Here is a 26,772-nt window from a genome sequence, read left to right as displayed (position 1 = left end):
TCAGCCGCGATCCTCGACCTTGACGATGCGGCCATCTTCCAGCGTCAGGATGCGGTCGGCGCGGTCCAGAATCCGGTTGTCATGGGTGACCAGCAGCGTCGTCGTGCCCCGTGCCGCCCCCATGCGCTTGAGCAGATCGACCACCTCGGCCGCCGAGACCCGGTCCAGCGCGGCGGTGGGCTCGTCGGCCAGCACCAGCGCCGGATTGCCCACCAGCGCGCGGGCCACCGCCACCCGCTGCTTCTGCCCGCCCGAGAGTTTCGCAGGCAGGTAATCGACCCGGTCGGACAGCCCCACCAGCCCCAGCACCTGCGCCGCCGCTGCCCGCGCCGTGGCATCGGCAATGCCCGGATGCACCTGCAGCCCCATCATCACATTCTGCGCCGCGGTCAGGCTTTCATGCAGGTTGTGCATCTGGAAGATGAAGCCCAGACGGCGCCGCAAGGCCACCAGATGGGGCTCGGGCGCGCCGTGCAATTCGTGCCCCAACAGCCGGACCGAGCCCGCCTGCACCGCGCGCAGACAGCCAAGCAGCGTCAGCACCGTGGTTTTCCCCGACCCCGACGGCCCCATCAGCACGGTGAAGGAGCCCCGCGGCAGCGCGAGCGAGATGTCGAACAGCGCCTGTTTGCGGGTCTCGCCCTGGCCGAACCAGTGATCAAGCCCTGCGGCGGAAACGGTGATCTCGGTCATCGCGCCCCTCAGAACAGATCGGCCGGATCGGCGGCGGCCAGACGGCGCGTCGCGATGGCGCCCGAAAGCGCCGAAAACACCACCGTGCCCAGAAAGACCATCACCGCCATGTCGGGGGTCATCCGCAGCGGCAAGGTGGTGACCTTGCCCATCAGCGCCAGGATCGACCCGCCAAGGATCATCCCCGGAAGGAAGCCCAGCACCCCCAGCACCAGCGCCTCTTCGAAGACCACGCCCAGAAAGAACCGCGGCCGGTAGCCCATCGCCTTGAAGGTCGCATATTCGCGCAGATGGTCGGCCACGTCCGAGGACAGCACCTGATAGACGATGACGAGCCCCACCAGCACCCCGATCAGCACGCCAAAGCCGAAGACGACGCCGGTCGGGCGGCGGGTCTGCTGATAGCGCAGATCCTCGGCCCGGGCGTCAGCATAGGCGCGGATGCGCAGCCCGGGGTCGGAGAGCTGCGCCCGCAGCCGGTCCACCACCGCCGCCACATCGGCGCCGGGGGTCACGCGCAACAGGATATGATCCGGCGCGGCCGCGCGGCGGGCGGGAAAGAGCCGCAAGAAGGTCTGATCGGACACCAGCATGTAGCCGTCCGAGCCGAAGCCGCCGCCGCCCGCGAAGGTGGTCCAGGCGGTCAGCGTGCGGTTTTCGGTCTCGAAGGACAGCGGGCTGGCCGGGGTGATCGCGGCGGCATCCGCCCGTTTGAAGCCGCGCGCCAGACGGTCAAGCACCGCGCCGTCGCGCAGTTGCAGAAACCCCGCCGTCGGTGCCAGCGTCTCGGCCAGGAATTGCGGCTGGAACGGATCGACGCCGAAGGTGGTCAGGCTGATGTCGGTCATGCCGCGATCCCAGGGCACGTTGGCGACGAACAGGCCCATGCCCTCGGCCACTTCGGGATCGGCCAGCGCCTGCCAAAGCCATTGCCGCGCGACATTGGCGCCATCGGTCAGGGTGTTGGCATCGGGGGCGGAAATCAGGATGTCGGCACTGAAATAGGCATAGGGGCGCACCGTCGCCTGCGACATCGAATTCATGATGCCGAGTTGCACGAAAACCAGCACATTGGCGAAAGCCACCCCCGCCAGCGCCGAAAAGAACCGGGTGCGGTTGTGCGTCAGCTGCAGCCAGCCCACCGGCAGGCGCCCGAAAAGCCACTGCAGCAACCGGCTCATGGCGCGGCCTGCGGGGCCGTGCCGGGGGCGGCGGTGTCGATATGGGCGACGACCTCCAGATCGGTGAAGCCCGCCGCAAGGGCCGAGGCGGCAGGATCAAGCGCGATCAGCACCTTGACCACCCGCGCATCGGTATTGGCGGCGCTGTCGTCGGAAATCAGCCCCTGCCGCCCCACCGTCAGGCCGATGCGTTCGACCCGGCCCGCGAGCGGTTCGGCAAAGGCGCGCGAGAGCAGCTTGACGCGCTGGCCCGGCTGCACAAGGCCGATCCGGTCCTGCCAGATCTCGGCCTCGGCCATCATCTGCCCCAGATCGCCCATCGTCAGGATACCTTCCGAGGGCGGCTTGGCCCCCGGCGTGGCGATGACATCAAGCACCGTGCCGGTGATCGGCGCCACCACGACCGCGCGTTCGAGATCCAGTTCGGCCCGCGCCAGGCTGGCGCGCGCCGCGGCCAGATTGCGCTCGGCCACCGTCACGTCGGGCTGGGCCGCCAGCGCCACGGCGGTGTAGCGCGTCAGCGTCGCCTCGGCCCGGATCACCGCCAGCCGGGTTTCCTCGGCGGTGGCGCGCACCGCATCCAGCGTCGCCGTCGTCGCCACGCCGCGGGCATGCAGCGCCTCGGTCCGGGTCAGGCTCGCCGCCGCCTCGGTCGCGGCCGAGCGCGCCTGATCGAGCGCCGCCTGCGCCTCGTCGCGGCTGGCGGCCACGGTGGCCTTCACCTGCACCAGCGCCGCTTCGCGCACCGCGAGATCCGCCTTTGCCGCCAGAACCGCGCTTTGCAGCGCCGTTTCATTGTCAAGCCGCGCGACGGGCTGGCCCCGCATCACCTGCGCGCCCTCGGCCACCAGCACTTCGGCCACCCGGGCATCGCCCGCCCCATAGGGCGCCGCCACCACCGCCACATCGCCGCGCGGCATCAGCCGGGCAAGCCCCACCACATCGGTGGCCGCGAAGGGCGCCTCGGGGGCGGGCGCGGCCGGAACCACCGCCGCCGGGCCGGGCCGCGTCGCCCAGAAGACCGCCCCCGCCCCCGCCAGCACGATCAGCCCGACAAGCGCCAGCCAGGGCCCCCGGCCCGATCGGGGCGCGGGCAGATCAAGCCGGGCCGTGGCCGGACCGGTGTCGAGGGGAAGCATCGTCGCGGGGTCTTCGGTCATCATGGTCTTCCTGTGGGCTGCCTTATTCAGGCACGCAAATCTGCCCGCGCGCAATGGCCAGCGCAGTGCGCCCCACCAGCCCGGCGATGATCAGCGTCAAAAGCCCCAGAAGCCCGGTGCCGATCACCAGATGCGCCGCAGAGCCGGTCTTTTCGGCATAAAGGAAGGACGCGATCGTCAGCCCCGCCACCGGAAAGCTGAGCGCCCAGAACGACATCGCAAAGGGCAGCCGCAGGATGCGCGGCAGTTGCACCACGACCAGCGCGGCAAAGACATAGCCAAGGCTGATCAGGATATGGGCAAAGGCATCGACGCCGCCCGTCATCCGCACCCAGGAAATGAAGGCCACCGCAGGGGGGGCGATCATGATCACCAGCGTCGGCTGCAGCCGCACCGGCATCGGATCGTGAAACACCAGCCGGTTGAAGACGAGCGTCAGCAGGATCAGCCAGAACATCATCCCGGCGGCAAAGAACAGGAACGACACTTCCATGTAGCCCAGCTGCGCCCCGGTGATCGGCACGATCACATTGCCCACCGCCGGAATGAACCAGGCCGGGTTCAGATGGCCATGCAGGAAGGACCGCGTGCCGATCCAGCTGGTGATCACCGACAGCGTCAGCACGCCCTGCAGCGCGGTGCCCGCAAGCCAGAGCGCCTCGGCCGCGGCGGGGGCCTCGGACAGAAGCGCGGTGGCCAGAAGCAGCATCGAGACCGAGGTGGTCGGGAAAAACGCCAGCCGCACCGGATGATGCCATTCGGCGACGACCGCGCCCCAGTGCCGCGCCGCCTTGAGCAGATAGATCAGCACGATCAGCCCGAAGGCCACAAGGCTGGCGCCAAGTGCCGCGCGAAACGGCATCGGGCCAAGGCCCAGCGGCCCGGCCGCCGCCCGCAGCGCCAGCGCAAATCCGCCAAGGCCCATCGTGGTGGCAAAGAAGGTGATCGGGAAATGGGCCAGTCGGCCATGTTCGGCGGGGGTCGTCGGGAACGAGGTCACGGCACGCGATCCTTTGCTGCGTCTGAAGACTGCCGCGGCGATAGCGCCTGCCGCGCCCGGCGTCGGTGACGCAGTCACACAGCCCCGCGCGGCGCCGGTCACGGCCTTGTGACCGGCCGGGCCTGACGGGGGTGCGGGGCCGATCTCAGCCCTGATCCGCCCCCCGATGCACGTCTGCCACGGCCGCGACCGCCTCGGCCGCGGGTTTCGGGCGCTGGGTCGGCGGATCGGTTTGCGGCAGGCCCGACCACGGGCGCGGATATTCCAGCCATTTCTGGATGAAGTTCCACGATTGCTCGTATCCGTCATGGGGCAGCGTGCAGGCGGAACAATCCTTGCGCACCAGACCGTTGCGGTCGGTGTAGGTCTGATAGGGCCCGGGGCATTCATAGGCGATCAGCGGGCAGTAGCAAAACAGGCAATTGAAGGCCCGCTTCACCCCCGGATGACAGGGCAGAAACGGGCAGTTGCTGTTGGTGAAACCCTTGAAGGCCTCGTTCGTCGTCGTGTCTTTCGGCTCCATACCGTTCCTTCGCAGCGGTTCAGGGTTGGGGCCGGAAAGCGGTAGGGGGACAGGCTCCGGACAGGCCGGGGCACGCTGCCTCCGGGCCCGCCGCCCGGGATGGTCGTTGACCTGGCAGGTCTCCTGGCTTGCGGCTCGAACGCCCGCCGCGCCTTCCCGATCTTGCGATCAGTGGCCATGCTTCGGGCTTGCCGCTTACAGTTGCGGGGGCAGCGCCGGACTTGCACCGGCTTCCCTTTTCGCCGCGGGATCAGCCGCGGACCCAAGGCAGCGTCAAGATGACGCGCGCCCGCGCCGCTGTCAACCACCCGGGGAGGTTTCGATCCGGGCATCTTGCGGTGGCGGGCGCGCCGGATCGGACCGGCACCGGCACAAACCGGGCCCGCAATACTTGACAATTTCACTTTGCTGGCGCAGGAGAAAGACGCCGCCAGCCTTTCGCCAGTCGCCCTTTCGCCCCTTGCGGCCCCCCTGCCCGCCCCCTGCCCGAACCCATGCGAGGACTGCCATGCCCCCCTCCGATGACGCGCTGATCCTGTTTCTGGACCGGGTCGGCCTGACCGGCCTCGCCGAGGCGCTGCGCAGCGCCGCGGCGTCCGAGGCGCTCACGCCGCTTGCCATGTTCGCCCATGCCGATGTGCTGGTGAAGGCGGTGATGCTGGGGCTGCTTTTCGCCTCGGTGCTGGCCTGGGCGATCTGGGCAGGCAAGCTGGTGCAGCTGACGCTGGCGAAACGTCGCCTGGGCCGCGATTACCGGGCGCTCAGCGCGCGCGGCAGCCTTGGCGCCGCTTTGCCCAAAGGGATGCTGGCCCGGATGCAGGCGGCGGCGCAAGCCGAGATCCGCGCCTCCGAAGGGCTGCCCGATGCGGGGATCAAGGAACGCGTCGCGATCGAGCTTGCCCGGATCGAAGCGGGCGCGGCGCGGGCGCTGCAATCGGGGGTGACGGCGGTCGGCTCGATCGGCTCGACCGCGCCCTTCATCGGGCTTTTCGGCACCGTCTGGGGGATCATGAACGCCTTTGTCGGCATTGCGGAAAGCGGGTCGTCGAGCCTGGCCGTCGTCGCCCCGGGCATCGCCGAGGCGCTGATGGCCACGGCGCTTGGCCTGGTCGCCGCCATTCCCGCGGTGCTGCTTTACAACCACCTGACCCGCGCGGTCGGCGGCTACCGCGCCGCTTTGGCCGATGCGGCGGCGCTGGTCGAACGCACCCTTTCCCGCGATCTGGACCGGGCGCGGCTGGTGCCCGCCAGCGTCACGCCCCTGCATCTGGTGGCGGAATAATGGCGCTCCGGCTCTCCGACAGCGACGATCTCGCCCCCGGGGCGCAGATCAACATCACCCCCTTCATCGACGTGATGCTGGTGCTGTTGATCATCTTCATGGTGGCCGCGCCGCTCTCCACCGTCGATGTGCCGGTCGATCTGCCCGTCGCCTCGGGGCAGCCGCAGCCGCGCCCGCCCGAACCGGTCGTGCTGTCGCTCAACGCGGAAAAGGGGCTGCTGTTGGGCCGCGATCCGGTCAGCCCGACCGACCTGCCCGCGCGGCTGGCCGCGGCGACAAAGGGCGATCTGGGCACCCGCATCTTCATTTCCGCTGACAAATCCGTGCCTTACGGCGAGATGATGGGGCTGATGAACCAGCTGCGCGCGGGCGGCTATCTGAAAATCGGCCTTGTCGGTCTGGAAGAGGCCGCGCCGTGAGCCTCGCCCTTGCCGACAGCCCCGAGGGCCCCGGCCGGGCGCTGCTTTGGGGTCTGGCCGTGTCTGTGGCGCTGCACGGGCTGGCGGTGGCGGTGCTGTCGCAGACCGAGGCCGCCCCCTCGGCGCTGGTGGCGGCGGGGGCGGGCGGCGAGGATCTGGACACGCTCGAAGCGATCGCCGCGACCTTTGTCGATCTGACGCCGCAGATCCAGCTGCCCGCGCCCGAAATGGCGCTGCCGCTGAGCGCGCCGGTGATCGACATTCCGCAGCTGCAGCTTCCCGATCCGGTGCTGTTGCCCCCCGAACCGCCGAAGATCGCGGTGAAGACACCGAAGGCCGAGCCGCCCAAGCCCAAGCCGGAGCGGCGCGAAAGGGCCGAACGGCCGAAACAGGCCAAACCTGCCCCGGCGCAAACGGAAAGCCGCGCCGCCTCGCGCGCTGCGGGATCGGGCGGCGCGGCGCAGGCGGGCACGGGTGGGGCCGAGGCGCAGGCCACAGTGTCGAGCGGGACGGCGAAAAGCCTGCTCACGAAATGGGGCGCGACGATCCGCACGCGGATCGAGCGGCGCAAAAGCTATCCGGCCGCCGCGGGGCGGGCCTCGGGCACGGTCGGTCTGGCGCTCAGCATCAGCCGCGACGGCGCCTTGCTGGGGGCCTCGGTCGGGCGCTCCTCGGGCAATGCCGCGCTTGATGCGGCGGCGCTGGCGGCGGTGCGCAAGGCGGGGAAATTCCCCGCCGCCCCGCAAGGGCTTGACAAGGCAAGCTATTCCTTTTCCGTCGCGGTCCGGTTCAGTCGCTGAGCCCGCCCGGGCGTTCGCGCGCCAGCATCCGCGCCTCGGCCGCGCTCAGCCGGGCCAGCGCGGTCTGCGGGCAGCCGGTCTCGGCCAGCGCCCGCGCCCAGAGCCGCCCGACCGAGGCCGCCGACCAGGGCAAAACCGCCTGATGCAGCCAGGCGCGGGCCGGGGCGGGCAGCCGGTCAAAGGCCGCCATCGGATCTTGCCGCACGCGCTGGCGCAACGGGGTCGCCAGATTGCGCCGCATGCTCACGCCCCCCAGCGCGGGAAGGGATCGGGCAGATCGGCCCAGGCCGCGGGGGTGAAGTCCGTGGCCGGAACCAGCGCCGCATTCAGCCGCGCGCAGATCATGTCGCGGTCGAGATCGACGCCGATGAAGACGATTTCCTGCCGCCGGTCGCCCCAGGGCTCGGCCCAGTGCCGCGCAATTTCGCGCTGCGCATCGGGATGCGACGGCAGCCGTTCGGGCGGGACCGAGGCCCACCAGCGCCCCAAGGGCGTGACAGTGGCCGAGGCCCCGGCAAGACTGAATTCCACCGCCCAATCGGGCCGCGTCGCCAGCCAGAAATGGCCCTTGGCGCGGATCACCCCGGGCAGGGCACCGCCCAAGGCCGCTTCGATCTTGCCCGGATCAAAGGGCGCGCGGGCGTGATAGACGAAGCTCGAAATCCCGTATTCCTCGGTTTCCGGGGTGTGGTTGGCGAAACCGTAAAGCTCTTTCGCCCAAAGCGGATGTTCGGCCGCGCGGGCGAAATCGAAAAGCCCGGTATCAAAGATCGCCTCGGCCGGAACCTGCCCGAAATCGGTCTCGATCAGCCGCGCATCGGGGTTCAGCGCCTTGACGATCTGCCGCGCGATCCGCAGCCGTTCCGGCCCGGCATCCGTGACCTTGTTCAGCACCACCACATCGGCAAATTCGATCTGCTCGGTCAGAAGGGTCACCAGCGTGCGGGCGTCCTCCGCCCCCGCCGTCTCGCCGCGATCGGCCAGAAAGTCGTTTGAACTGAAGTCCTTGGTCAGGTTCACGGCATCGACCACCGTCACCATGCAGTCGAGCCGGGCGATGTCGGAGAGGCTCTCGCCCCGCTCGTCGCGGAAATCGAAGGTGGTGGCGACGGGCAAGGGCTCGGCCACCCCCGTGCCCTCGATCAGCAGGTAATCGAACCGCCCCGCCTCGGCCAAGGCCCGCACCCCTTTCAGCAGATCATCGCGGAGCGTGCAGCAGATGCAGCCGTTGGTCATTTCGACCAGCGCCTCTTCGGCGCGGTTCAATTCGGTGCCCTCGCGGATCAGATCGGCGTCGATGTTCACCTCGGACATGTCATTGACGATCACCGCGACGCGCCGCCCGGCGCGGTTGTTCAGCACATGGTTCAGAAGCGTCGTCTTGCCCGCGCCCAGAAAGCCCGAAAGCACGGTCACGGGAAGGCGGGGATCGGAAGGGGGAAGGGTCATGGCCGTCCATTTGAGTTACGTTATACTATAACTCAAATACCCCGAAGCCCGCCGCCCCGCAAGCCCGCCAAAGCAAAGGGCCGGACCTTGCGGCCCGACCCCGTGTTTTTCCCCGATGCTTCTCCTGGCGCAAATACGCCGGGGTGCGGGGCAGCGCCCCGCTTCGCCCTCAGTGGCTCTTGCCCGCCTTCACCAGCTGGATCCCGTCGAGCACCTGCGGCACGCTGTCGGCCGGGCGCAGGCCCAGGATCGGCGCGACGCGGCGGATCACCTCGGCCGCGACCGGCACCGCGGTCCAGCCCGCCGTCCGCCGCGTCTCGTTCGCGGCAAAGGACGACGGCTCGTCCAGCGTCAGCACCAGCACATATTTCGGGTCCGACGCCGGAAAGGCCGAGGCAAAGGTGGCAATCACCTTGTTGTCGTAATAGCCGCCGCCCGGCTTCACCTTGTCGGCGGTGCCGGTCTTGCCCGCGACCTCATAGCCCGGCACATTGGCGAAACTCGCCGTGCCGCGCGTCACCACCGCGCGCATCATCGCCAGCGAGGTGCGCGCCGCCTCGGTCGACATCACCCGCGGCCCCGGCGCATGGGTCCTGGCATGCACCAGCGTCGGGCTGACCTTGGTGCCGCCATTGGCGATCGTCGCATAGGCCGCCGCCAGATGCAGCGGCGAGGCCGCCAGCCCATGGCCATAGCCCACCGTCATCGAGGTGATCTCGGACCATTTCGCGGGCACGAGCGGCCGCCCCGAGGGCGCCTCGGACAGCTCGACCGGCGTCGGCGCCAGAAAGCCGAGGCTTTCCAGAAACGCCTTTTGCCGCTGCCCGCCGATCAGAAGCGCGATCCGCGCCGTGCCGACGTTCGAGCTTTCGACGACGATATCGGTGATCGACAGCGCCGGGCCATAGTTGTGGAAATCGCGGATGCGGAAGCGGCCCCAGACCATCGGCGATTTCGTGTCAAGCATCGTCGTCGGGTTCACCAGCCCCAGTTCCAGCGCCTGCGCCACGGCAAAGATCTTGAAGGTCGAGCCCAGCTCATAGACCCCCTGCACCGCCCGGTTGAAAAGCGGGCTGTCCGAAGCATCGCCCTTGGCCAGCGGCGCCGGGCGGTCGTTCGGGTCGAAATCGGGCAAGGAGGCCAGCGCGACGAGCTCGCCCGAATGCACATCCATCAGCACCGCGGTGGCGCCCTTGGCATTCATCAGCTTCATGCCGCCCGCCAGGATCTCCTCGACCGCCTGTTGCACCGTCAGGTCGATCGAGAGCTTCAGCGGCGCGCCATTGTTGGCCGGATCGCGCAGCCAGCCGTCAAAGGCCTTTTCGACCCCCGCCGTGCCGATGATCTCGGCGCTGTCCACGCCCTCGTTGCCAAAGCGCGCGCCGCCCAGCACATGCGCCGCCAGCCGCCCGTTCGGATAAAGCCGCATCTCGCGCGGGCCAAAAAGCAGGCCCGGCTCGCCGATGTCATGCACCTGCTGCAGCTGCTCGGGCGAGATCTTCTTCTTGATCCAGACGAATTTGCGCGTGCCGGTGAAATCGGCGGCCAGCCGTTTCGCATCGAGATCGGGGAAGATCTTCGCCAGTTTCTTCGCCGTGCCGACCGGATCGACCATCATCGGCGGCTGCGCGTAAAGCGCATGGGTGACAAGGTTCGTCGCCAGCACCCGGCCCTCGCGGTCGGTGATGTCGGCGCGCTGCGCGAGGATCGCGGGGGCCGTGTCGGCGCGCTGCGGTTCCTCGGGGGTGGAGGCGGCGAGCGTCCCCATCCGCACACCCACGGCGCCAAAACAGACGCAGAAGATGCCGAACACCAACCAGATGCGCCAGGCGACGCGGGCGCGGGCGGCTTCGCGCCCGGCCTCGCCGCGGGCGCGGATATTGTCGCGCTCGATCAGGTCGGGGTTTTCACCGCGGGCGCGGGCATCCAGAATCCGCGCCAGCGGGCGCAGCGGCGTGCGGGGGCTCATTGCGCCTCCTCCTCGACAATCCGGGAGCTTTCATCATCGGTGGGCGGGGCCGAAACCTCGATCGCCTGCGCGACGGCCTGATCAATCGCCAGCGGATCGGTGCCCTCGGGCGCGGGATAGGCGACCATGGCGGCGGTGCCGAACTGATCGGGGGTCATCGGCAACAGACCCAGCGCGGTGAAGTTCAGGTTCACCAGCTCGCGCAGCCGCTCTGGGCGGTTCAGATAGGCCCATTCGGCGCGCAGCACGCTGAGCCCCTCCTGCAGATCGGCGATCTCGGCATTCAGCGCGCGCAGTTCCTGTTCGCGGTCCTGGGTGGCGTAATTGACGTGATAGGCCCAGAAGGCAAGACCAAGAACACACAAGGAAACAAGGATATAGGAGATGGTCTTCATTTGGGACGGCCCCGGCTGCGGTCGGTTTCGAAAAGCGGGGCCGGCAAGCCAAGGCTGGTGCGATCGGCTTTGCCGGCGGGGGAATCGGTGCGCGCGCCGACCCGCAAGATAGCAGAGCGCGCCCGCGGGTTCTGTGCAAGTTCGATGTCGTCGGGCCCTACGCCCTTGCGGGTCACAAGATCGAAAGCCGCCGCCTCGGGCGCGGCCTCGGGCGCATGGCGCGAGCCCCCGGGCGCCCGGCCGGAGCGCGCCTGAAAGAAGCGCTTCACCACCCGGTCTTCCAGCGAATGGAAGGTCACGACCGCCAGCTTGCCCCCCGGTTTCAGCGCCCGCTCGGCGGCTTCAAGCCCCGCGATCAGCTGGCCGAATTCGTCATTCACCGCGATGCGCAGCGCCTGAAAGCTGCGCGTGGCGGGGTGGCTTTGCCCCGGTTTCGGCCGCGGCAGGCAGCGCTCGATCGTCGCCACCAGCTGCTTCGTGCTCTCGTAAGGCGCGCTCTTGCGGGTCTCGACGATGGCGCGGGCGATCCGGCGCGAGGCGCGTTCCTCGCCGTAATGATAGAGGATGTCGGCCAGCGCCCCTTCGTCGGCCGTGTTCACCAGATCGGCGGCCGAGGGCCCCGATTGCGACATCCGCATGTCGAGCGGCCCGTCGCGCAAAAAGGAAAAACCGCGCTCGGCCTGATCGAGCTGCATCGAGGAGACGCCGAGATCGAGGACGACGCCGTCCAGCCCCTCGGGCGCGATCTCGGCGGCCACGGCATCCAGATTGGAAAAGGTGTTCTCGACCAGCACCAGCCGGTCGCCATAGTCCCCCCGCCAGGGCGCCGCCATCTCGAAGGCCAGCGGATCGCGGTCGATGCCGATCACCCGGGCAGCCCCCGCCGCCAGCAGGCCGCGCGCATAGCCCCCGGCGCCAAAGGTGCCATCGAGCCATGTCCCCAAGACAGGCGCGACCGCCTGAAGGAGCGGTCGCAGCAGAACGGGGATGTGGGGCGCGTCAGATGTCTGCATCTCACTCCCCGTTGAGCAGGCTGAGCGGGTCGAAATCGGCCCCCATCGTCGCCATCAGCTTTTCCAGCCGGGCCTGATCGACGGCGGCGAAGGTCTCGGGGTTCCAGATCTCGAAGGTCTCGCCCATGCCGGCGAAATAGGCGTCGCCGGTCAGCTGGAAGCGTTCGCGCAGCTGCGCGGGCAGGACCAGACGGCCATCGGGGTCGATCTCGGTCGGATGCGCCTTGTTCAGAACGAAGCGTTGCAGAAGGGTGCGGTTCGGGTCGCTGTAGGGGCGCGCGTTGATCGCGGCAGCGAGCTTCTGGAAGCCCGCAAAGGAATGAACCTGCAGCATTTTCTGGGTGTCGGCACCGTAGACGATGACCAGCCGGGGGCGTTTCGTCACGGCGGCTTCGGGGTCGCCCTCCTCGAGCTCACGACGAAACAGCGCGGGGATCGACACGCGACCCTTGCTGTCCACCTTGAAGGTGTATTCGCCGATGAACATGCCCGCCAAGGCGGCAACTCCTGTCCCCTTCCCCGCGGTGGTCTTGAAGGAAAACGGCGGACCGAGCTGCTGCCACTGCTCGATCCGCCGCCCTCGTCCCATCTCTGGGCTGTCCGGTCTGCGCGCGCCACCTGGGGGATGTCTGCTCGCTCGCGCGCCGGATCTCTCTTTCGTGAAGCGGGTGCCTGTATGAAACTTCGGTCTTTGCGCCGTTGAGGTCTTGCTGCCTCTTGCCCGTCTTCCGTGAAGCAGTGATGCCATGGTCCCACATGGGATTTCAAGGGAAATTTTGGGAGACGATGGAATCCCTTCCCTTCATGTTGCTCCGAAAGGGATGAAAACTCAACAGCTTGTGGATAACTTTTGAGGCAAACGCAAAGCTGTAGCGGATTTGATCCAGATCAACCACAACATGTAGGCAACACCCCTGTGACAGATCTGCCATCCCGTCCGGTGGGGCAAATTCCCGCGCTACCGGCCGAAACCCGGGAAATCCCGACCAAAGCGCGGCAGGAACGCTCCGATCACGACCAAACACGGGCAAGTGATTCGGGCGGCGGCACCCGCCCACCCAATCTCTCCCATGATTTCCCACCCTGCCCCCAAACCCCAGAACGCCAAAGGGCAGCCCTGCGACTGCCCTTTCATCTTGCCATAAATATCCCGGGGGTCGTCCATTGGTGCGCCATTGGTTCAAGAACCAATGGACGACGGGGCAGAGCCCCCGCCCGGGTCGCCTCGGGCACCAGCCCGAGGCGAAATCAGGCCACGCCGTCCGCGATCAGCTTCGCCGCGATCGCCGCATAGGCCTCGGCCGCAGCGCCCGTGCCCAGCGCCACCGGACGGCCCGCATCCCCCGCCTCGCGCACCTCCAGCGCCAGCGGCAGCGATCCGAGGAACGGCAGGCCCAGCCGCGCCGCCTCGTTTTCCACCCCGCCATGGCCGAACAGATGCGCCTCGTGGCCGCAGTTCGGACAGACATAGGTGGACATGTTCTCGATCAGCCCCAGCACCGGCATCTTCAGCTTGGCAAACATGTCGAGCGCCTTCTTCGCATCCAGCAGCGCGATGTCCTGCGGCGTCGAGACGATCACCGCGCCATCCAGCACCGTCTTCTGACACAGGCTCAGCTGAATATCCCCGGTGCCCGGCGGCAGGTCGATCACCAGCACATCCAAGGGCCCGAAGTGGTCCCATTTCACCTGACCGAGCAGCTGCTGCAGCGCCCCCATCAGCATCGGACCGCGCCAGATCACCGCCTCGTCCTCGCGCAGCATCAGCCCGAGCGACATCAACACCACCCCATGCGCGCGCACGGGCAGGATCGTCTGACCATCGGGCGAGGCGGGCTTTTCCGTCGCCCCCATCATCCGCGGCTGGCTCGGCCCGTAAAGATCGGCGTCAAGCAGCCCCACCCGCTTGCCCGCCCGCGCCAAAGCCACGGCGAGGTTCGAGGCGACGGTGGATTTGCCCACCCCCCCCTTGCCCGAGCCCACCGCAATCACATGCGCGACGCCCGGCACCGGCAGCGGGCCATCCTGCGGCTTCGCGTGCCCGCCGATCTTCACCCCGCCGCCCGGCGCCTTCGACGGCCCGGCCGGGATCACCACCGACAGGCTCTTCACCCCGTCCAGCGCCCGGATCGCCGTTTCCAGAACCGGCCGGATCGCCAGCAACTCCGCCTCGGGCGCGCCTTCAAGGACGAAGCGCACTACCCCCGATTCGACGGCCAGCGCATGCACCAGATTGCGCCCGACCGCGTCGCCGCCCCCCGGCAGCGAGGTCTTCCGCAGCGCGTCCAGCACCGATTCCTTCGTGAGGGTCATGGGTCTCTCCTGTCGATTTGGCAGGGACTGTGGCGCATTTGCCGCGGGCTGCAAGGGGGCGGGTCCCCCTCACGCAAGATTTGCACGATATTTGCGCGCCCGACTGTGGAATTGATCCAGTTTTCAGGCGGAGTCAGGTCAGAATCCGTTATGCATTTTCCGCAAGGCAGCATTGCCCGCGGGGGCCATTGTGCAGCCGCAGCATTCGGGCCATGTTAGCCCCAACAGCGACGGTGCACCACAGCGACAGCCGGACGGTCCCCCGCTAAACCCCGAGACGACACCAAGAAAGTAGACGACCGATGGCACTGGTCAGCGACATACGGACGACCGAGAGCGGTTTTTCCAGCCTTGTGGCCTCGATCCGCGAGGCCCTGGCGCGGCGCAAGGTCTATCGCCAGACGCTGGCGGAACTGCGCTCGCTGTCGGAACGCGAATTGAGCGATCTGGGAATGCACCGCTCGATGCTGACCCGCATCGCGCTGGAAGCGGCCTACGGCAAATAAAACTTCCGGAGACCCTCTCCTCCTCCCTTGGTCTCGGAGATCGGCGGCATCCTCTCTCCTCCTCCCTGAGGATGCCGCCACCCCATACCGGCCCCATCTGCCGGACACCGATCAAGCCCCTCTCCTCCTCCCTGGGGCTTCGATAGAAGGCGGCGGCCTCGTCCTCCTCCCAGAGGCCGCCGTTCCTTCGACCGGATACCGCCCCCCTCTCCTCCTCCCTGGGGTGCGGTGTGGTGCTGCCCACCTCCTCCCGGGCGGCACCGGATACACCAAGGCCCTCTCCTCCTCCCTGGGCCGAGGTTATGGCGGCGGCGCTCTCTCCTCCTCCCTGAGCGCCGCCGTTTTCTTTTGCGAGGAAGGCGGGGGCGCTGCCCCCCTTGGCCTTTCGGCCAATTCCCCCCGGGATATTTCGACCAAGGTGAAAGCAGAGCGCTTGCGCCCCGCTTCCGACCGGGTCAGGAAGGCGCAAAGGGGGACGCGATGCTGTCTTATCAACATGCCTATCACGCCGGGAATCTGGCCGATGTGCACAAACATGCGCTGATGGCGGCGCTGCTTGACTACATGACGCGCAAGGACAAGCCCTTGTCCTATATGGAAACCCATGCCGGGCGCGGGCTTTATGCGCTCGATGGCGCCGAGGCGGCGAAAACGGGCGAGGCGGCGGCGGGGATCGCGCGCGCCGAGGCGGAGCGCTGGTTTGGCCCCGATCATCCCTACAGCCGGGCGCTTGCGGCGGTGCGCAAGGAACACGGCCGCGCGGCCTATCCGGGCTCGCCGCTTCTGGCGGCGACGCTGTTGCGGCCGGTCGATTCGCTCCAGCTGTGCGAGCTGCATCCGCAGGAATTCGCCGCGCTGAAGGCGGCGATGGCGGCGCATGGCGGGATCTTTCACCAAAAGGACGGGCTGCAGATGGCCTTGGCCATGTGCCCGCCGACGCCGCGCCGGGGGGTCTTGCTGATCGACCCGTCGTGGGAGGTGAAATCGGATTACGAGACCGTGCCGAAGCTTGTGGGGCAGTTGGCGCGGAAATGGAACGTGGGGGTGATTGCGCTGTGGTATCCGATCCTCGCCCCCCATGTGGCGGTGGCCCCGGCGCAGCGCGCGATGGTGCGCGCGCTGGTGGCGGATCACCCCGAGGCGCTTTTGTCCGAGGTGCGGTTCCCCCCGGCGCGCGAGGGGCATGGGATGGTGGGTTCGGGCATGGTCGTGCTGAACCCGCCCTGGGGCCTGGCCGAGGAAGCGGCGCGGATCGGGCGCCGCTTCGCCAAGCTTTGAGGGCTCAGTAGCGGCGCATCATCCCGGCGATCAGCACCCAGAGAATGCAGACCGGCCAGACCGCCAGCGGCGCAAAGCCCATGGTGAAGATCGCCCCCACCAGCGCGACCAGGATCAGCGCCACCCCGCCCCGGACCGAGGTGTAAAGCAGCCCCACCGGGCCGAAGAGCACGACCAGCAAAAGCGCCAGCGGCTCGTGGTGGAAGCCGACTTCAGAGGAGGTTTCGGGGGCATTGGTTGCGACGGTGGACATGTCTGGCTCCTGTTGCCGAGGATGGTCAGCGCGACCGGGCGATCCGGCCGTGATGGGCACAGACTTCCGCCGAAACACGGCAGGATTGCGGCAATTCGCCGACCAGCTAAAGTTGCAGATATTTTGCCCGGCTCAGCTTTCGGGCTCAGCTTTCTGGCTTGCCGCCCTCCTCGGGGGCGAAGCGGGCGAAAAGACGGCTTTGCGCGATGAAGAAGCCCATCAGCAGGATCGTCAGCCCGAAAGTCTTGAAATTGACCCAGGTCGCGTCCGAGAAATTGCGCCAGATCAGCTCGTTGGCGATCGCCAGAAACAGGAAGAACGCCACCAGCCGCCGGGTCAGGATGGTCCAGCCCTCGGCCCGCATCGGGATCGCGCCATCCATCACCAGCTGCAGCCAGGGCTTGCCGCGGACCAGGCCAAAGCCCAGAAGCGCCGCGAACAGCAGATAGATCAGCGTCGGCTTCATCTTGAAAAAGCGCGGATCGTTGAACCAGACCGACAGCCCGCCGAAGACGGTGACCAGCACCAGCGTCGCCACCTGCATCGGCGCCAGATGCCCGGAAAGCCGCCACAGCACCGCCATCGAGGCGATCAGCACCGGCACGAAGACCGCCGTGGCCAGCACGAAACCGCCATAGGTCTGCCCGCCAAGCGTCACAGGATGGTCACGCAGCAGGAAGAAGGCCGCGAAGAACACCACCAGCGGCCCGAAATCAAGCGCCAGCTTCAGCCCCTGCGGCACCGGTCTGCGATCTGTCATGCCATCCCCCCTTCGCGGCTGTCCGCGCTCCGGCCCACCTCTCCCATCGGGTGACCCGCGCCCGTTACATAGGCAAGCCGGGCCGCAAGGACAGGGGGTTTTTGCCGGGCGAACGGATTCCTGACGCGATTGTGTCCTTCGCGCCGCAGCCCTGCTTTTCCTTGGGCGAAACGCCGGGGGGTTTGCGCGGCAGCGCAAAGCGGGGGGCAGCGCCCCCCGAAGCGCCTGAGGCGCGGCGGGCTTGCCCGCCCAACGAAGGCGCAACCGCCCCCCCCCGCCCCAACCTCAGTCCTGTTCGATCCCCACCAGCGCGGCGGCGAATTCCTCGGGGTCGAAGGGCGAAAGGTCGTCGATCTGCTCGCCAAGGCCGATCGCATGGATCGGCAGGCCGAACTTGTCGGCCAAGGCGACAAGCACGCCGCCCTTCGCCGTGCCGTCAAGCTTCGTCATCACCAGCCCCGAGACGTCCGAGATCTTGCGGAACACCTCGACCTGCATCAGCGCATTCTGCCCGGTCGTCGCATCCAGCACCAAAAGCGTGTTATGCGGCGCAGATTCGTCCAGCTTGCGGATCACCCGCACGATCTTCGCCAGCTCCTCCATCAGGTCGGTGCGGTTCTGCAGCCGCCCGGCGGTGTCGATCATCAGAAGATCCACCCCCTCGGCCTTGGCCCGCACCAGCGCGTCATAGGCCAGCGAGGCCGGGTCCGCCCCCTCGGGCGCGGTCATCACCGGCACCCCGGCGCGGTCCCCCCAGACCTTCAGCTGCTCGACCGCCGCCGCCCGGAACGTGTCGCCCGCGGCGATGATCACCGACTTTCCGGCGGCGCGGAACTGCGCGGCGAGCTTGCCGATCGTCGTCGTCTTGCCTGAACCATTCACGCCGACGACCAGCACCACCTGCGGGCGGCGCGCATAGATCGGCATCGGCCGCGCCACCGGCTCCATGATCCGCGCCACTTCGGCGGCCAGCAGATCCTTCAGCTCGGGCACCGAGAGCTTGCGCCCCATCCGCCCCTCGGCCAGGTTCGCACTGACCCGCAGCGCCGTATCCACGCCCATGTCGGCGGCGATCAGCAGATCCTCGATGCTTTCCAGCATCGCATCGTCCAGCACCCGGCGCGGCACGTCGGGACGGCTGACCAGGCGGCCAAGCAGGCCTTGCCGCACCGGCGGCGGCGTCGGTTCGGGTTCCGGTTCCGGTTCCGGTTCGGGCTCCGGTTCGGGCTCCGGTTCGGCGCCGGAGCGGCCGAGCAGACGACCGAAAAAGCCCCGTTTCGCGGGCTCGGGCTCCGGTTCCGGCGCGGGTTCCGGTTCCGCAAGCAGTTCCGGCTCCGGTTCGGGTTCCGGCTCCGGTTCGGGTTCAGGAAGCGGTTCCGGTTCGGGCTCGGGCTCGGGTTCCATCTCGGCTTCCGGTTCGGGCTCTGCCAAGGGCGCAGGGTCCGCCTCCGGCGCGGCTTGCCGCTCCGGTTCGACAACCGCCTCCGGCTCCGGCTCGACAACCGCCTCTGGCTCCGGCTCGACAACCGCCTCTGGCTCCGGCTCGACAACCACCTCCGGCTCAACGACCGCTTCCGGCTCCGCCTCGACGGCCGCCTCCGGCTCGACACCCGGCGCCTGTTCTGCGACCGCCTCCGGCGCGGGGGCCGGTGCCGGTTCGGGCGTGGTGTCGGGCGCCTCGGCGACGATCGCGTCAAGCCCCTCCTCGATCTTCGAGGACGAGCGGGTCAGCCGGGACTTCAGCTTGTTGAAGAACGACATCGGAGCCTCCGTTTTGCAAATCCCTACCGGATCGGGCGGAAAGAGGAAAGGGAGAAGCCCGGACCCGGCAAAAGCGGCCCGACTCGCGCCGGGACCGGGGCGGAAACCGGCGCCGCGACGCCCCGCTGTCCGGTCCGGGTCCGCGCCTTCCGGCACGGAGGGCCACGGCGGCGCCACGCAAAAGCCCGTCAAACCGGCGCAAAACCGGGCAAAACCCCGGAAAATGCCGCGCCCCCGCCCCGGCGCAGGCGAAAAAGCCGCCTTGCGGCAAGTCGTCGCCCTGCGGTTTCCGCAAAGCTCGATACATTGCGCGCTCAAGTCGGAGCCATCTCATGCCGGAGTAAACCGCATCATGACTGAAAAGCCCGCTGAACTGTCCTTTGCGAAATTCATGGCCGCCCTGCGCAACCTGCGCAAGATCGGTCGCGAAACCCCCGGGGTCGATACTTTCGCCCTTTTCGCCTTCGTCCCCGTGCCGCTGATCTTCCTTGGCGCGCTGTTCGGAGGCGTCTTCTCCTGGCTTGCCATCGCCTGGATCACGGTCGGCATCTTCGTGCTCGACCGCCGCGCGCCCAAGCCCGCCCCCGACGCCCCCGAGGGCGCGGAGTTCCCCACCGCCGACAAGCTGTCCTCGGCGCTGGCCGTCACCCATTTCGTCCTGCTGCCGATCGTCGTCGCCTCGCTCGCGGGCTTTGCGGGCATCTCGACCATGGGCACGCTTGGCCTGATGATCGCCGCCGCGCTCTGGTTCGGGCAGGTGTCGAATGCCAATGCGCATGAGCTGATCCACCGCACCGACCGGAAATTGTTCAATCTGGGCAAGTGGGTCTATATCTCGCTGCTTTACGGCCACCATGTCTCGGCGCATCGGCTGGTGCACCATGTCTCGGTCGCGACGCCCGCCGATCCGGCCACGGCGACGCTGGGCGAAAGCTACTGGAACTACGCCTCGCGCAGCTGGTCGGAATCGTTCAAGGCAGGCTATGCCAAGGAAAAGGCGATCATCGACGCGCGGGTGAAGGCCAATCCGGGCAAGCCCACGATCAAGGAACGGCTCAACCGCATCAACCCCTATGCCACCTATGTGCTGGGGGGCCTGTGGTTCGTGATCGGCGCCGGGCTGCTCTTTGGTTCGGCCGGGTTTGCCAGCTTCCTGTTCCTCTGCGCGCTGACGCAGGCGCAGCTGATGCTGTCGGATTACGTGCAGCACTACGGCCTTGTGCGCAAGGAAACCGCGCCGGGCGAATACGAGCCGGTCTCGGCCGCGCACAGCTGGGATGCGATCCAGACCGGCTCGGCGCTGATGATGCTGAACGCGCCGCGCCATTCCGATCACCACGCCCATCCCGCGCGCCCCTATCCGGCGCTGCAACTGGGCGATCTGCAGGCGCAGGGCCGTCCGATCCTGCCCCACAGCCTGCCGGTGATGGCGATGCTGGCGCTCGTGCCCTCGCAATTCGCCAAGCTGATGGACCATCGGGTTCTGGCCGTGCGCAAGGGCGAAAACGTCTATGCCCCGCCCAAACCCGCCACGCCGCCCGCCGCAGCCCCCGGGGCCGAGGGCGACATGCCCCCGGTCGCGACCGATAACGCAGAGACCGAAAACGGAGCGACCGAGGCCCCTGCCCCGCAGGTCAGCCTTGCCCCCGCCGCCGATCCCGCGGCGCCTGCGGAACGGGAAAAGGCCGACGCCTGAAAAACCTCACGCAGGCGTGGCTTCCCACGCCTGCCCCGATACGGCAAGCTGGGCGCAAAGGGAGACCCCGATGCGCCCAGTTCTCGTTTCGCTTGCCCTCGCGCTGGCCCCTCTGGCCGCGCCGGCCGAAGACATCGGCCCGCCGCTCACCGCCGCGCAGTTCGACGCGCTGACCCAGGGCAAGACGATCACCTATTCGGCCGGGGACACCACCTACGGCATCGAGGAATACCGCCCCGGCCGCAAGGTCGTCTGGGCCTTCGCCGAGGGCGATTGCGAGGAAGGCGAGTGGTTCCAGCAGGGCGAGCAGATCTGCTTCGATTACCACAACGCCTATGTGGGCCTGCAATGCTGGACCTTCCATCTGCAGGGCGAGGCGCTCGTCGCCTGGTTCGAGGGCAAGCGCGACGCCGCCCCCCTCGTCTCGCTGAAGACGAGCGCGGCCCCGCTCAACTGCCCCGGCCCCGAGGTCGGGGTCTGACAGCGCGCGCCCGGCCCCGGCCTTGGCAAGAGGCGTATTTGAGCCAAGAAAAAACATGGGCTTTTTCTTGGTGCAAATACGCCCTTGCGCCGGGTCGTCCCGGGAAGGCCCCTCAGAACAGCGAGCCCTGATCGGGCGGGGTTTTCGCGGCTTTGCGGGGTTTGGGCGCCGGTTTCGGGGCGGGCGCAGGCGGCGGCGCGTCGGCGGGGAGGACGCGCAGGCGGCCATCCTGAAACTCGATTTCAAGGGGCGCGAGCGGCGCGGCCGCGGCAGCGGTGGTCAGCACCTGATCGGCCGGGCCGCGCACCACCGCATAGCCGCGCCGCAGGGTTTCCTGATAGCCAAGCGTCTGCAGCATCGCGGTGAGCCGCGCGAACCGGTCCTGCGCCCGCGTCAGCCGGGCCTGCTCTGCGCGGCCAAGCCGGTCGGAGAGCCCCGCCAGCCGGTCGCGCTCGACCCGCAGATAGGTCTGCAACAGCCGCGGCGAGATCCGCGCCTCAAGCGGCGCAAAGGCCGCGCGCTTGCGCACGACGACCATGCGCAGCGCGGGCAAGAGCCGGTCGGCCACCAGATCGAAGCGCTGGCGGCGCGGCCGGGTGATCGCCTCGGGGCGGCCGAGCGCGCGGGACAGATCGGCCAGACGCTGCGCCCGGGTGCTCAGCCGCAGCTGCGTCGCCCGGGCGATGCGGGCTTGCATCTCGCTCAGCCGTGTGGCCAGTTCGGCGCGCACCGGCACCGCCATTTCCGCCGCAGCGGTGGGCGTGGGCGCGCGCCGGTCGGCGGCAAAGTCGATCAGCGTCGTATCGGTTTCATGCCCCACCGCGGAAATCAGCGGGATCCGGCTTTCCGCCGCCGCGCGCACGACCGCTTCCTCGTTGAATCCCCAGAGGTCTTCGAGCGAGCCGCCCCCGCGCGCGACGATGATCAGATCGGGGCGCGGCACCTTGCCCCCCGGCGCCAAAGCGTTGAAGCCGCGGATCGCGGCGGCCACCTCGGCCGCGCAGGCCTGGCCCTGCACCGCCACCGGCCAGATCAGCACCCGGCGCGGAAAGCGGTCGCGCAGCCGGTGCAGGATGTCGCGGATGACCGCCCCCGAGGGCGAGGTGACCACCCCGATCACCCCGGGCAGATACGGGATCGGCTTCTTGCGGGCGGGATCGAAAAGCCCCTCGGCCGCCAGCGCCTTGCGCCGGGCCTCCAGCATCGCCATCAGCGCCCCCGGCCCCGCGGGTTCGACATCCTCGACGATCAGCTGATATTTCGACTGCCCCGGAAAGGTGGTCAGCTTGCCGGTGGCGATGACCTCCATCCCCTCCTCGGGGCGGATCTGCATCCGCGCCACCTGCCCCTTCCAGCTGACCGCGGCAATCACCGCATTCGGGTCCTTGAGGTCGAAGTAAAGATGCCCCGAGCCGGGACGGCTGACCCGCCCCACCTCACCGCGCACCCGCACGCGGGTGAATTCGCCCTCGATCACCCGCTTCACCGCGCCCGAGATTTCCGAGACGGTGAAGTCCGGGATATTGCCCGAAGGGGTGGTTTCGGAAGGGTCGGGGCCGTCGTCGAGGATATCCATGTTGCCTTGCCTGATCTGTCGCGAAACCTTAGAAGGCGCGAAAGCCAAGGCCAAGGGCCATTCGCCAGCCAACGGGAGCGCGGGCATGAACATTCTCATTCTGGGCAGCGGCGGGCGTGAACATGCGCTGGCCTGGGCGGTGAAACAGAACCCGAAATGCGACCGGCTGATCGTCGCGCCGGGCAATGCGGGCATCGGGCAGCTGGCGGAACTGGCCGCGATCGACCCCTGCGACGCCGCCGCCGTTCTGGCCTGTGTCGAGGAAAACGCGGTCGATTTCGTCATCATCGGCCCCGAGGCGCCCTTGGCCGCGGGCGTGGCCGATGCGCTGCGGGCGGTGGGCGTGCTGACCTTCGGCCCCTCGGCGGCGGCGGCACGGCTTGAAGCCTCGAAAGCCTTCACCAAGGAAATCTGTGACGCCTGCGGCGCCCCCACCGCCGCCTGGGCACGGTTTTCCGAGCTTGATGCCGCGCTGGCCTATGTGCAGGCGCAAGGCGCGCCGATCGTGGTCAAGGCCGATGGTCTGGCCGCGGGCAAGGGCGTGATCGTGGCGATGACGCTGGCCGAGGCCGAGGCAGGCCTGCACGAAATCTTCGGCGGCGCCTTTGGCGCGGCGGGCGCCGAGGTGGTGATCGAGGAATTCATGGCGGGCGAGGAAGCCAGCTTCTTCCTCCTCTCGGACGGGGTGAATGTGCTGCCCATCGGCACCGCACAGGATCACAAGCGGGTGGGCGACGGCGACACCGGCCCGAATACAGGCGGCATGGGCGCCTATTCCCCAGCCCCGGTGCTGACGGCGGCGATCCAGGAGCAGGTGCTGGCCGAGATCATCCGCCCGACGGTCGCGGAAATGGCCCGCCGCGGCACGCCGTTCCAGGGCGTCCTTTACGCCGGGCTGATGATCGAGACCGGCCAGGCGCGGCTGGTCGAATACAACGTCCGCTTCGGCGATCCGGAATGTCAGGTGCTGATGCTGCGCCTTGGTGGTCAGGCGCTCGATCTGCTGCAGGCCTGCGCCGAGGGGCGGCTTGATCAGATCACCGCGCAATGGGCCGAAGATACCGCGCTGACCGTGGTCCTCGCCGCGAACGGCTATCCGGGCGCCTATGTGAAAGGCAGCGAGATCAAGGGCCTTGACGCCCTGCCCGAGAGCTCCTTGCAGATGGTCTTCCATGCCGGGACGACGGCGCAGGATGGCAAGATCCTCGCCGCCGGCGGGCGCGTGCTGAACGTCACCGCCCGCGCCGCGACCCCTGGCCGAGGCGCAAAAACGCGCCTACGAAATGGTCGATGCGATCGACTGGCCCGAGGGCTTCTGCCGCCGCGACATCGGCTGGCGCGCGCTTTGAGGCGAAGCGGGGGGGCTCTGCCCCCCTCTTGGCCTTCGGCCAATTCACCCCCCGGGATATTTGGACCAAGGTGAAAGCAGGCCCGGGGCTCCCTTTCACCTTGGCGAAAATATCCCGGGGGAGCCCGCTTGCGGGCGGGGGCAGCGCCCCCGAAGCGCCCGACGCGCGGCGGGCTTGCCCGCCCAAGGAGGGCGCCCCCCCCCCTCAGCAGTTCGGCACGTTCACCGCCAGACCGCCAAGCGACGTTTCCTTGTAATGCTCGTGCATGTCGCGGCCGGTCTGCCGCATCGTCTCGATCGCAGCATCGAGCGGCACGAAATGGGTGCCGTCGCCGCGCAGCGCCAGGCTCGCCGCCGAAATCGCCTTGATCGCGCCCAACCCGTTCCGTTCGATGCAGGGCACCTGCACCAGCCCCTTCACCGGATCGCAGGTCATGCCCAGGTGATGTTCCAGCGCAATCTCGGCCGCGTTCTCGATCTGCTCGGGGCTGCCGCCCAGCACCGCCGCCAGCCCCGCCGCCGCCATTGCTGCCGCCGAGCCCACCTCGGCTTGACAGCCGCATTCGGCGCCCGAAATCGAGGCATTGGTCTTGATGATCCCGCCAATCGCCGCAGCGGTCAGCAGGAAATCCCCGACCCGGCTGCTTGAGGCTCCGGGCACGTGATCCAGCCAATAGCGGATCACCGCGGGCACCACCCCGGCCGCGCCATTCGTCGGCGCCGTCACCACCTGCCCGCCGGCCGCGTTTTCCTCGTTCACCGCCATCGCGTAACAGGAAATCCAGTCGTTGATCGTATGCGGCGCCACAAGGTTCATCCCCCGTTCGGCCAGCAGCGCCGCATGGATCGCCTTCGCGCGCCGCTTCACCCGCAGCCCGCCCGGCAGCACGCCCTCGGTTTCAAGTCCCCGCGTCAGGCAATCGTTCATCACCTGCCAGACCCGCGCCAGCCCCGCCTCGATCTCCGCGTCCGAGCGGAACCGCCGTTCGTTCCTGCGCTTCATCTGCGCGATCGTCAGCCCCGAGGCATGGGCCATCGCCAGCATCTCCTCGGCCTTGCGGAACGGAAAGGGCACCGGCGAGGGCGCAGACAGCGCCTTGTCATCGACCGCCGCATGTTCCGCCTCGGTCAGGACAAACCCGCCGCCGATCGAATAAAAGGTCTCGCGCAGGATCACGTCGCCCTCGGCGTCGCGGGCCTCGATCACCATCCCGTTCGCGTGCCCGGGCAAAGGGTGGCCGTAATCGAAGATCAGATCGTGATCGGGATCGAATTGCAGCGGGCCAAGCCCCGGCGGGGTCAGCAGATGCGTCTCGCGGTTCGCCGCCAGCGCCGCCTCGGCCTTTTCGGCCTCGTAGCTCTCGGGCAGGAACCCGGCCAGACCCAGGATCGTCGCGCGGTCGGTCGCATGGCCCTTGCCGGTGAAGGCGAGCGAGCCGTAAAGCCGCACCCGCAGATGGCGCGGATGAAAGGGCGAGGCCCGCAGCATCTCCAGAAACCGCCCCCCCGCCACCATCGGCCCCATCGTATGCGACGAGGACGGGCCGACCCCCACCTTGAAGATGTCGAAAACACTCAGGAACATGGCGCCCTCCCTTTGCGCCATGCTGCCCTGCCCGGACCGGAAACGACAGCGCGAAAGCGACATATCCGCGCGCGCAAGCGGTGCGGCCGCCCCGGCCGCGGCCCCGCCCCGACGGCCACGCGAAAATTAACCAAACAAATTCAGTTGTTAAGGGGAAATTCACCGCATCGGGCGAGACTGCGCCAAACGCGGGACTTTTCATGGCCACCCATACGATCGGCGCCTGGCAGCTTTCGGACCTTCTCGTCACGGGGCCCGATCCGTTTGGATCGGATGCCACGGCGAATGATGCTGCCGTGAATGTCACCACGCTGAGCCTTGCGCCGGGGGCCACGCTGCGCATGGTCACGCTTGATGACAACGACGCCAATTTCGAGGATGCGGACGGCGATCAGGAACTGGTGGCGCCGATGGTCTTTGACGGCGTCGCCTATGGGTCGGGCGCCGCGGGCGAGGTCGAGACCGAATATTCCTATGTCATCCGCCCCGAGGGATCGACCGATCCGGCCGACAACATCGTCATCTATGTGCTTGAATTCGAAGCGCATGTGCATGGCATCGCCGCGACGGCGCGGCTGACGCCCGGGGTCACCTACCGCATCGTCGGCATCGAATCGCAAGACCCGGTCGTGCCCTATGCGGGGATGGCGGTCTGTTTTGCCGCCGGAACGCTGATCGCCACCAAACGCGGCCCGAAACCGGTCGAGACGGTGGTGCCCGGCGACCGGCTGCAGACCTCCGACAACGGCTATGGCGCGGTGGACTGGGTCGGGCGCTGGCGGGTGAACGGCAGGGGCGCCTCGGCGCCGATCCGCTTTGCCGCGGGGGTGCTGGGCAATGACCGGGCGCTTTATCTCTCGGGGCAGCACCGGGTTCTGTTGCGCCCCGTCTTTGGCCCGCTGGCGGGCGAGGAGGTGCTGGTGGCGGCCAAGGCGCTGGTCGGGCTGCCCGGCATCGCCCGCGCGCCGCGCGAGCGGGTTGACTGGGTGCATCTGCTCTTGCCCGCGCATGAGGTGATCTTTGCCGAAAACGCCCGCACCGAAACGCTGCTGATCGGGCCGCAGGCGCTCTCGGTGATGGAACCCGAACAGGCCCGCGATCTGCGCCGGGCCCTGGCGGGGGCGCCGCAGCTGGCGCTGCCCGCGCGGCCGATCGTGCCGCCGGGCAAGGTGGAGCGGCTGATCCTGCGCCATCGCGGCGGCGATCCGGTCGCGGACGGCCTGCGGGCCCTGCGGGTCTGACGCGGGGGCGGGGCGGCGAAAAATCCCTCGCATGGGCTTGGTCGCTTGGCTATAACGGCGCGGAACACCCGATTTTCCGTCCGCAGGAGC

At 68.4% G+C, this 26,772-nt stretch carries 25 protein-coding genes, 1 pseudogene and 1 riboswitch; of the genes and pseudogenes, 9 read left to right on the top strand and 17 right to left on the bottom strand.

Annotated elements, in window-relative coordinates; genetic code table 11:
* The 5 genes from ACTTAG_RS05790 to ACTTAG_RS05770 all read right to left on the bottom strand — a co-directional run bounded on the left by ACTTAG_RS05790 (position 1) and on the right by ACTTAG_RS05770 (position 4,557).
* A complete protein-coding gene (locus tag ACTTAG_RS05790; RefSeq protein ID WP_444464582.1) occupies positions 1-693 on the bottom strand; it encodes an ATP-binding cassette domain-containing protein in 693 nt (230 codons plus the stop codon).
* Positions 694-701: 8 nt separating this feature from the next.
* On the bottom strand, positions 702-1,874 hold the full coding sequence (locus ACTTAG_RS05785; protein ID WP_444464581.1) for an FtsX-like permease family protein: 1,173 nt from the start codon (positions 1,872-1,874) through the stop codon (positions 702-704).
* Positions 1,871-3,034 carry an HlyD family efflux transporter periplasmic adaptor subunit gene (locus ACTTAG_RS05780; RefSeq protein ID WP_444464580.1) on the bottom strand — a complete coding sequence of 388 codons (1,164 nt, stop codon included), beginning with the start codon at positions 3,032-3,034 and terminating at the stop codon, positions 1,871-1,873. The genes ACTTAG_RS05785 and ACTTAG_RS05780 overlap by 4 nt, the downstream gene beginning before the upstream one ends.
* Positions 3,035-3,056: 22 nt before the next feature.
* Complete coding sequence (locus ACTTAG_RS05775) at positions 3,057-4,034, bottom strand: SLAC1 anion channel family protein (RefSeq protein ID WP_444464579.1); 978 nt, start codon at positions 4,032-4,034, stop codon at positions 3,057-3,059.
* A gap of 145 nt (positions 4,035-4,179) precedes the next feature.
* Positions 4,180-4,557 (bottom strand): cysteine-rich small domain-containing protein, encoded by a 378-nt coding sequence (locus tag ACTTAG_RS05770; protein ID WP_444464578.1) that lies wholly within the window; start codon positions 4,555-4,557, stop codon positions 4,180-4,182.
* 96 nt (positions 4,558-4,653) lie between these two features.
* Positions 4,654-4,839, bottom strand: a riboswitch (cobalamin riboswitch).
* Between the two features lie 226 nt (positions 4,840-5,065).
* Here ACTTAG_RS05770 and exbB point away from each other — a divergent pair.
* The 3 genes from exbB to ACTTAG_RS05755 are packed head-to-tail and all read left to right on the top strand — an operon-like array spanning position 5,066 to position 7,058.
* Positions 5,066-5,839, top strand: a complete 774-nt coding sequence (exbB, locus tag ACTTAG_RS05765; protein WP_444464577.1) for a tonB-system energizer ExbB — start codon at positions 5,066-5,068, stop codon at positions 5,837-5,839.
* Positions 5,839-6,258, top strand: coding sequence for a TonB system transport protein ExbD (gene exbD, locus ACTTAG_RS05760; protein ID WP_444464576.1), 420 nt, complete (start codon positions 5,839-5,841; stop codon positions 6,256-6,258). Before exbB ends, exbD begins: the two co-directional genes overlap by 1 nt.
* On the top strand, positions 6,255-7,058 hold the full coding sequence (locus tag ACTTAG_RS05755) for an energy transducer TonB family protein (RefSeq protein WP_444464575.1): 804 nt from the start codon (positions 6,255-6,257) through the stop codon (positions 7,056-7,058). The genes exbD and ACTTAG_RS05755 overlap by 4 nt, the downstream gene beginning before the upstream one ends.
* Here ACTTAG_RS05755 and ACTTAG_RS05750 read toward each other — a convergent pair.
* The 7 genes from ACTTAG_RS05750 to ACTTAG_RS05720 all read right to left on the bottom strand — a co-directional run bounded on the left by ACTTAG_RS05750 (position 7,048) and on the right by ACTTAG_RS05720 (position 14,197).
* A complete protein-coding gene (locus ACTTAG_RS05750; RefSeq protein ID WP_444464574.1) occupies positions 7,048-7,299 on the bottom strand; it encodes a DUF6525 family protein in 252 nt (83 codons plus the stop codon). The genes ACTTAG_RS05755 and ACTTAG_RS05750 overlap by 11 nt on opposite strands.
* 2 nt (positions 7,300-7,301) lie before the next feature.
* Complete coding sequence (locus tag ACTTAG_RS05745; protein WP_444464573.1) at positions 7,302-8,507, bottom strand: GTP-binding protein; 1,206 nt, start codon at positions 8,505-8,507, stop codon at positions 7,302-7,304.
* 169 nt (positions 8,508-8,676) lie between these two features.
* A complete protein-coding gene (locus ACTTAG_RS05740) occupies positions 8,677-10,476 on the bottom strand; it encodes a peptidoglycan D,D-transpeptidase FtsI family protein (RefSeq protein ID WP_444464572.1) in 1,800 nt (599 codons plus the stop codon).
* The gene (gene ftsL, locus ACTTAG_RS05735) at positions 10,473-10,871 is read right to left on the bottom strand and encodes a cell division protein FtsL (protein ID WP_444464571.1); all 399 of its coding nucleotides are present in this window, start codon (positions 10,869-10,871) and stop codon (positions 10,473-10,475) included. The genes ACTTAG_RS05740 and ftsL overlap by 4 nt, the downstream gene beginning before the upstream one ends.
* Positions 10,868-11,884: a 16S rRNA (cytosine(1402)-N(4))-methyltransferase RsmH gene (gene rsmH / locus ACTTAG_RS05730; RefSeq protein ID WP_444464570.1), complete on the bottom strand. Its 1,017-nt coding sequence runs from the start codon at positions 11,882-11,884 to the stop codon at positions 10,868-10,870. The genes ftsL and rsmH overlap by 4 nt, the downstream gene beginning before the upstream one ends.
* A gap of 1 nt (position 11,885) precedes the next feature.
* Entirely contained in the window at positions 11,886-12,473 is a 588-nt protein-coding gene (gene mraZ / locus ACTTAG_RS05725; protein WP_444464569.1) for a division/cell wall cluster transcriptional repressor MraZ, read from the bottom strand.
* A 659-nt stretch (positions 12,474-13,132) separates the two neighbouring features.
* Entirely contained in the window at positions 13,133-14,197 is a 1,065-nt protein-coding gene (locus tag ACTTAG_RS05720) for an Mrp/NBP35 family ATP-binding protein (protein WP_444464568.1), read from the bottom strand.
* 302 nt (positions 14,198-14,499) lie between these two features.
* Here ACTTAG_RS05720 and ACTTAG_RS05715 point away from each other — a divergent pair, with 302 nt between their 5' ends.
* Positions 14,500-14,703, top strand: coding sequence for a DUF1127 domain-containing protein (locus ACTTAG_RS05715; protein WP_444464567.1), 204 nt, complete (start codon positions 14,500-14,502; stop codon positions 14,701-14,703).
* Positions 14,704-15,183: 480 nt separating this feature from the next.
* Positions 15,184-15,981 carry a 23S rRNA (adenine(2030)-N(6))-methyltransferase RlmJ gene (gene rlmJ / locus ACTTAG_RS05710; protein WP_444464566.1) on the top strand — a complete coding sequence of 266 codons (798 nt, stop codon included), beginning with the start codon at positions 15,184-15,186 and terminating at the stop codon, positions 15,979-15,981.
* A 4-nt stretch (positions 15,982-15,985) separates the two neighbouring features.
* On the opposite strand, the gene ACTTAG_RS05705 is transcribed toward rlmJ, so the two are convergent.
* From ACTTAG_RS05705 to ftsY, 3 genes are all read right to left on the bottom strand, one after another.
* Positions 15,986-16,234 (bottom strand): hypothetical protein, encoded by a 249-nt coding sequence (locus tag ACTTAG_RS05705; RefSeq protein WP_444464565.1) that lies wholly within the window; start codon positions 16,232-16,234, stop codon positions 15,986-15,988.
* A gap of 145 nt (positions 16,235-16,379) precedes the next feature.
* The gene (locus ACTTAG_RS05700) at positions 16,380-16,994 is read right to left on the bottom strand and encodes an inner membrane-spanning protein YciB (protein ID WP_444464564.1); all 615 of its coding nucleotides are present in this window, start codon (positions 16,992-16,994) and stop codon (positions 16,380-16,382) included.
* Positions 16,995-17,279: 285 nt separating this feature from the next.
* Entirely contained in the window at positions 17,280-18,755 is a 1,476-nt protein-coding gene (gene ftsY, locus ACTTAG_RS05695; protein WP_444464563.1) for a signal recognition particle-docking protein FtsY, read from the bottom strand.
* A 352-nt stretch (positions 18,756-19,107) separates the two neighbouring features.
* Between ftsY and ACTTAG_RS05690 the strand changes: the two genes are divergently transcribed.
* Together ACTTAG_RS05690 and ACTTAG_RS05685 are read left to right on the top strand one after the other, a co-directional pair.
* The gene (locus tag ACTTAG_RS05690) at positions 19,108-20,451 is read left to right on the top strand and encodes an alkane 1-monooxygenase (protein ID WP_444464562.1); all 1,344 of its coding nucleotides are present in this window, start codon (positions 19,108-19,110) and stop codon (positions 20,449-20,451) included.
* A gap of 70 nt (positions 20,452-20,521) precedes the next feature.
* The gene (locus tag ACTTAG_RS05685; protein WP_444464561.1) at positions 20,522-20,932 is read left to right on the top strand and encodes a hypothetical protein; all 411 of its coding nucleotides are present in this window, start codon (positions 20,522-20,524) and stop codon (positions 20,930-20,932) included.
* Positions 20,933-21,044: 112 nt separating this feature from the next.
* Here ACTTAG_RS05685 and xseA read toward each other — a convergent pair whose 3' ends face one another.
* On the bottom strand, positions 21,045-22,508 hold the full coding sequence (gene xseA, locus ACTTAG_RS05680; protein WP_444464560.1) for an exodeoxyribonuclease VII large subunit: 1,464 nt from the start codon (positions 22,506-22,508) through the stop codon (positions 21,045-21,047).
* 85 nt (positions 22,509-22,593) lie between these two features.
* On the opposite strand from xseA, the pseudogene purD reads away from it, so the two are divergent.
* Positions 22,594-23,857: pseudogene (gene purD / locus ACTTAG_RS05675) on the top strand (phosphoribosylamine--glycine ligase).
* A gap of 204 nt (positions 23,858-24,061) precedes the next feature.
* On the opposite strand, the gene ACTTAG_RS05670 reads toward purD, so the two are convergent.
* Positions 24,062-25,441 (bottom strand): L-serine ammonia-lyase, encoded by a 1,380-nt coding sequence (locus ACTTAG_RS05670; protein WP_444464559.1) that lies wholly within the window; start codon positions 25,439-25,441, stop codon positions 24,062-24,064.
* 200 nt (positions 25,442-25,641) lie between these two features.
* On the opposite strand from ACTTAG_RS05670, the gene ACTTAG_RS05665 reads away from it, so the two are divergent.
* Positions 25,642-26,682 carry a Hint domain-containing protein gene (locus ACTTAG_RS05665; protein ID WP_444464558.1) on the top strand — a complete coding sequence of 347 codons (1,041 nt, stop codon included), beginning with the start codon at positions 25,642-25,644 and terminating at the stop codon, positions 26,680-26,682.
* Positions 26,683-26,772: the final 90 nt, after the last annotated feature.

This window comes from Rhodobacter capsulatus, assembly GCF_052363185.1.
GTDB classification, from domain to species: domain Bacteria; phylum Pseudomonadota; class Alphaproteobacteria; order Rhodobacterales; family Rhodobacteraceae; genus Rhodobacter; species Rhodobacter capsulatus_E.
This window is presented reverse-complemented; position numbering and strand designations above follow the sequence as displayed.

Coding starts and splice junctions, on each gene's coding strand:
- ACTTAG_RS05685 (WP_444464561.1), top strand. CDS start 20,522: ATGCGCCCAGTTCTCGTTTCGCTTGCCCTCGCGCTGGCCCCTCTGGCC.
- ACTTAG_RS05785 (WP_444464581.1), bottom strand. CDS start 1,874: ATGAGCCGGTTGCTGCAGTGGCTTTTCGGGCGCCTGCCGGTGGGCTGG.
- ACTTAG_RS05750 (WP_444464574.1), bottom strand. CDS start 7,299: ATGCGGCGCAATCTGGCGACCCCGTTGCGCCAGCGCGTGCGGCAAGAT.
- xseA (WP_444464560.1), bottom strand. CDS start 22,508: ATGGATATCCTCGACGACGGCCCCGACCCTTCCGAAACCACCCCTTCG.
- exbB (WP_444464577.1), top strand. CDS start 5,066: ATGCCCCCCTCCGATGACGCGCTGATCCTGTTTCTGGACCGGGTCGGC.
- ACTTAG_RS05670 (WP_444464559.1), bottom strand. CDS start 25,441: ATGTTCCTGAGTGTTTTCGACATCTTCAAGGTGGGGGTCGGCCCGTCC.
- ACTTAG_RS05780 (WP_444464580.1), bottom strand. CDS start 3,034: ATGACCGAAGACCCCGCGACGATGCTTCCCCTCGACACCGGTCCGGCC.
- exbD (WP_444464576.1), top strand. CDS start 5,839: ATGGCGCTCCGGCTCTCCGACAGCGACGATCTCGCCCCCGGGGCGCAG.
- ACTTAG_RS05790 (WP_444464582.1), bottom strand. CDS start 693: ATGACCGAGATCACCGTTTCCGCCGCAGGGCTTGATCACTGGTTCGGC.
- ACTTAG_RS05745 (WP_444464573.1), bottom strand. CDS start 8,507: ATGACCCTTCCCCCTTCCGATCCCCGCCTTCCCGTGACCGTGCTTTCG.
- ACTTAG_RS05770 (WP_444464578.1), bottom strand. CDS start 4,557: ATGGAGCCGAAAGACACGACGACGAACGAGGCCTTCAAGGGTTTCACC.
- rlmJ (WP_444464566.1), top strand. CDS start 15,184: ATGCTGTCTTATCAACATGCCTATCACGCCGGGAATCTGGCCGATGTG.
- ACTTAG_RS05700 (WP_444464564.1), bottom strand. CDS start 16,994: ATGACAGATCGCAGACCGGTGCCGCAGGGGCTGAAGCTGGCGCTTGAT.
- ACTTAG_RS05720 (WP_444464568.1), bottom strand. CDS start 14,197: ATGACCCTCACGAAGGAATCGGTGCTGGACGCGCTGCGGAAGACCTCG.
- mraZ (WP_444464569.1), bottom strand. CDS start 12,473: ATGGGACGAGGGCGGCGGATCGAGCAGTGGCAGCAGCTCGGTCCGCCG.
- ACTTAG_RS05665 (WP_444464558.1), top strand. CDS start 25,642: ATGGCCACCCATACGATCGGCGCCTGGCAGCTTTCGGACCTTCTCGTC.
- ACTTAG_RS05705 (WP_444464565.1), bottom strand. CDS start 16,234: ATGTCCACCGTCGCAACCAATGCCCCCGAAACCTCCTCTGAAGTCGGC.
- ftsY (WP_444464563.1), bottom strand. CDS start 18,755: ATGTCGTTCTTCAACAAGCTGAAGTCCCGGCTGACCCGCTCGTCCTCG.
- ACTTAG_RS05690 (WP_444464562.1), top strand. CDS start 19,108: ATGACTGAAAAGCCCGCTGAACTGTCCTTTGCGAAATTCATGGCCGCC.
- ACTTAG_RS05740 (WP_444464572.1), bottom strand. CDS start 10,476: ATGAGCCCCCGCACGCCGCTGCGCCCGCTGGCGCGGATTCTGGATGCC.
- rsmH (WP_444464570.1), bottom strand. CDS start 11,884: ATGCAGACATCTGACGCGCCCCACATCCCCGTTCTGCTGCGACCGCTC.
- ftsL (WP_444464571.1), bottom strand. CDS start 10,871: ATGAAGACCATCTCCTATATCCTTGTTTCCTTGTGTGTTCTTGGTCTT.
- ACTTAG_RS05715 (WP_444464567.1), top strand. CDS start 14,500: ATGGCACTGGTCAGCGACATACGGACGACCGAGAGCGGTTTTTCCAGC.